Source organism: Stenotrophomonas sp. 3diitr2024 (assembly GCF_042136455.1).
GTDB classification, from domain to species: Bacteria; Pseudomonadota; Gammaproteobacteria; order Xanthomonadales; family Xanthomonadaceae; genus Stenotrophomonas; species Stenotrophomonas sepilia.
Genome location: NZ_JBHHMJ010000269.1, coordinates 1 through 3,018, shown reverse-complemented (window position 1 = coordinate 3,018; position 3,018 = coordinate 1). Strand labels below are relative to the sequence as shown.

Annotated in this window: 3 protein-coding genes; 1 reads left to right on the top strand and 2 read right to left on the bottom strand. The window is 65.9% G+C overall.

Features of this window, described 5'->3' with window-relative positions:
- Positions 1-91: 91 nt before the first annotated feature.
- Entirely contained in the window at positions 92-1,087 is a 996-nt protein-coding gene (locus ABGA94_RS06215) for an alpha/beta fold hydrolase (protein ID WP_375366684.1), read from the bottom strand.
- Positions 1,088-1,262: 175 nt separating this feature from the next.
- Positions 1,263-2,645 carry an L-serine ammonia-lyase gene (locus ABGA94_RS06210; RefSeq protein WP_329846120.1) on the bottom strand — a complete coding sequence of 461 codons (1,383 nt, stop codon included), beginning with the start codon at positions 2,643-2,645 and terminating at the stop codon, positions 1,263-1,265.
- A gap of 100 nt (positions 2,646-2,745) precedes the next feature.
- Between ABGA94_RS06210 and ABGA94_RS06205 the strand changes: the two genes are divergently transcribed.
- Positions 2,746-2,976, top strand: a complete 231-nt coding sequence (locus tag ABGA94_RS06205) for a glutaredoxin family protein (protein ID WP_032954410.1) — start codon at positions 2,746-2,748, stop codon at positions 2,974-2,976.
- Positions 2,977-3,018: the final 42 nt, after the last annotated feature.

Sequence of the window (3,018 nt, the reverse complement as noted above, 5' to 3'; positions counted from 1 at the left end):
AGCCGAGCCCATGCTCGGCTTATCCAGCAGGAGGGGATCTCGCCAGGAGCAGCCGAGCATGGGCTCGGCTCTACACGAGCACGCTAGCTGATCAGCGGGACTTCAACGCCTTCAACAAGGCGCTGTTGAACTGCTTCGGGTCCTGCACCTGCGGCGAATGGCCCAGTTCGGCGAACTCGACCAGCGTCGCGCCGGGAATCGCTGCCGCCGCTGCCTTGCCGAGTGCCGGATAGTTGCCCAGCGTCGCCTTCACCGCAGGCGGCGCCAGGTCGCGGCCGATCGCGGTGCGGTCCCTTTGGCCGATGAACAGCGTGGTCGGCACCTGCAGGTTCTTCAGTTCGTAAACCACTGGCTGGTTGAACACCATGTCCGACGCCAGTGCCTGGCTCCATGCAACGGCCTGCTTGCCGGGCCCTTCGTACATGCCTGACTGCATCCGCGCCCAGGGTTCGTAGGCCGGCTTCCATTTGCCGTCGTAGTACACATCCAGCTGGTAGCGGCGGATGCTGTCGTAGCTGATGTTCATTTCACCGGCATACCACGCGTCGACGCTGCGCCAGGGCACGCCCAGCGCTTTCCAGTCTTCCAGTCCGATCGGGTTGACCAGCGACAGGCTGCGCAGGTCCTGCGGGTACATCAGCGCGTAGCGCACGGCCAGCATGCCGCCCATCGAATGCCCGACCAGGTGCACCGGCACGTCGCCCAGTTGCAGCTGCTGCAGCAGGGCATGGGTATTGGCTGCCAGCTGTGCGAACGTGTACTGGTAGCGCTCGGGCTTGCTGGATTTGCAGAAGCCGACCTGGTCCGGAGCGATCACCCGATAGCCGGCGGCAACCAGCGGCTTGATCGATTCCTTCCAGGTGGCCGCACAGAAGTTCTTGCCGTGCAGCAGCACTACCACGCCGATGGGTGCCTTCTTCGGCGCGATGTCCAGGTAGGCCATCTCCAGCGGCTGCCGCTGCGATTCCAGCGCGAAGGTCTTGACCGGATAGCCGTAGTCGAAGCCCTCAAGCCGCGGCCCGTAGGTGGGGGCGGCCAGGGTGGTCAGCGGAAGGCAGGCAAGCAGGGCGGCAGCGATCACGCGCATGGGGCAATCCGGGGTGGGGGAGCCCCGAGCCTAACCGGAACGCGGTGACGGTGTCGTCCGACCGGCCAGGGATAACGGGGTAGAGTCGACTGTCAGTCGACTGCTCTTCGATCAGACCGCGAAAATCCCGCGCTGCACGCGATAGTCGACCAGCGGTCGACTCTACCCAGGGTCATCAGCACTCGATGACGTTCACCGCCAGGCCACCGCGGCTGGTTTCCTTGTACTTGTCCTGCATGTCGCGGCCGGTATCGCGCATGGTCTTGATTACCTTGTCCAGCGACACCTTGTGCTTGCCGTCGCCACGCATCGCCATGCGCGAGGCATTGATCGCCTTCACCGCGCCCATCGCGTTGCGTTCGATGCAGGGAATCTGCACCAGGCCACCGATCGGGTCGCAGGTCAGGCCCAGGTTGTGTTCCATGCCGATTTCCGCGGCGTTCTCGATCTGGCTGGGGTTGCCGCCCAGTGCCGCGACCAGGCCACCGGCCGCCATCGAGCAGGCCACGCCAACCTCGCCCTGGCAGCCCACTTCGGCGCCGGAAATCGAGGCGTTTTCCTTGTAGAGGATGCCGATCGCCGCCGAGGTCAGCAGGAAGTCGAACACGCGCTGTTCGTTCGCGCCCGGGCAGAAGCGATCGAAGTAGTGCAGCACCGCCGGCAGCACACCGGCCGCACCGTTGGTCGGCGCAGTCACCACGCGGCCACCGGCAGCGTTCTCCTCGTTCACTGCCAGTGCGTACAGGTTGACCCAGTCCAGCGTGGTCAGCGGGTCGCGCATCGCCGCTTCCGGCTTCGACGACAGTTCGCGGTACAACGCCGGCGCACGACGGCCCACCTTCAGGCCACCCGGCAGCACGCCTTCCTCGCGGATGCCGCGCGCCACGCACGACTGCATCGCACTCCAGATCTCGCGCAGCCGCGCGCGGATCTCGTCTTCGCTGCGCCAGCACTTCTCGTTCTCGAACATCAGCTGGGCAATGCTCAGGCCGCTGCGCGCGGTCTGCGCCAGCAGCTCGTCGCCGCTCTTGAACGGGTAGGGCAGCGGGGTCTCGTCGGGCACGATGCGATCATCGGCCGCGTCGTCCTGGTTGACCACGAAGCCGCCGCCGACTGAATAATAGTCGCGGGTGGCGATCACTTCGTCGTCGGCGTTGTAGGCAGTGAAGCGCATGCCGTTGGTGTGGTAGGGCAGCTTCTGGCGCTTGTTCATGCCGAGGTCGCGCTTCTCGTCGAAGGCGATCTCGTGCTGGCCCATCAGCTGGATGCGCTTGCTGCTGCGGATGCGCTCCAGCGTGGCCGGAATGATGTCTGGATCGATCAGGTTCGGCCGCTGGCCTTCCAGGCCCAGCAGGATCGCCTTGTCGGTGCCGTGGCCGCGGCCGGTCAGTGCCAGCGAGCCATAGACATCGGCGCGGATGCGCGAGACCTCGTGCAGGCGGCCCGGGTCGAGCAGCCAGCGATGGATGAATCGCTCGGCGGCCTTCATCGGCCCGACGGTGTGCGAGGAACTCGGGCCAATGCCGATCTTGAAAACGTCGAACGTGCTGACAGCCATGGTTGCCGTACTGCGGGTACCGGAAGAGATCGCTATTCTAGCGGTTCACGCCGCACTTCCATGGCTGCGGCGCAGCATTTCCGCCACGGGAGCCCGGCCGGTGTTGACCCTTATCCAACGTGACGATTGCCACCTGTGCGACATGGCCCTGGCCGAGCTGGCCAGGGCACGGGCGCCGGAGTTTGAATCGGTGTTCCTGGACGACCAGCCGGCGCTGGAAGCGCGCTATGGCACGCGGGTGCCGGTGCTGCGTGACGAGCGCGGCGACCGCGAGCTGGACTGGCCGTTCGACGCGGCCACGGTTCAGGCGTGGTTGGCCGTCGATCGGTAGTGCCGGCCGCTGGCCGGCAACCCCTCTGTTCCGGGTGATGCC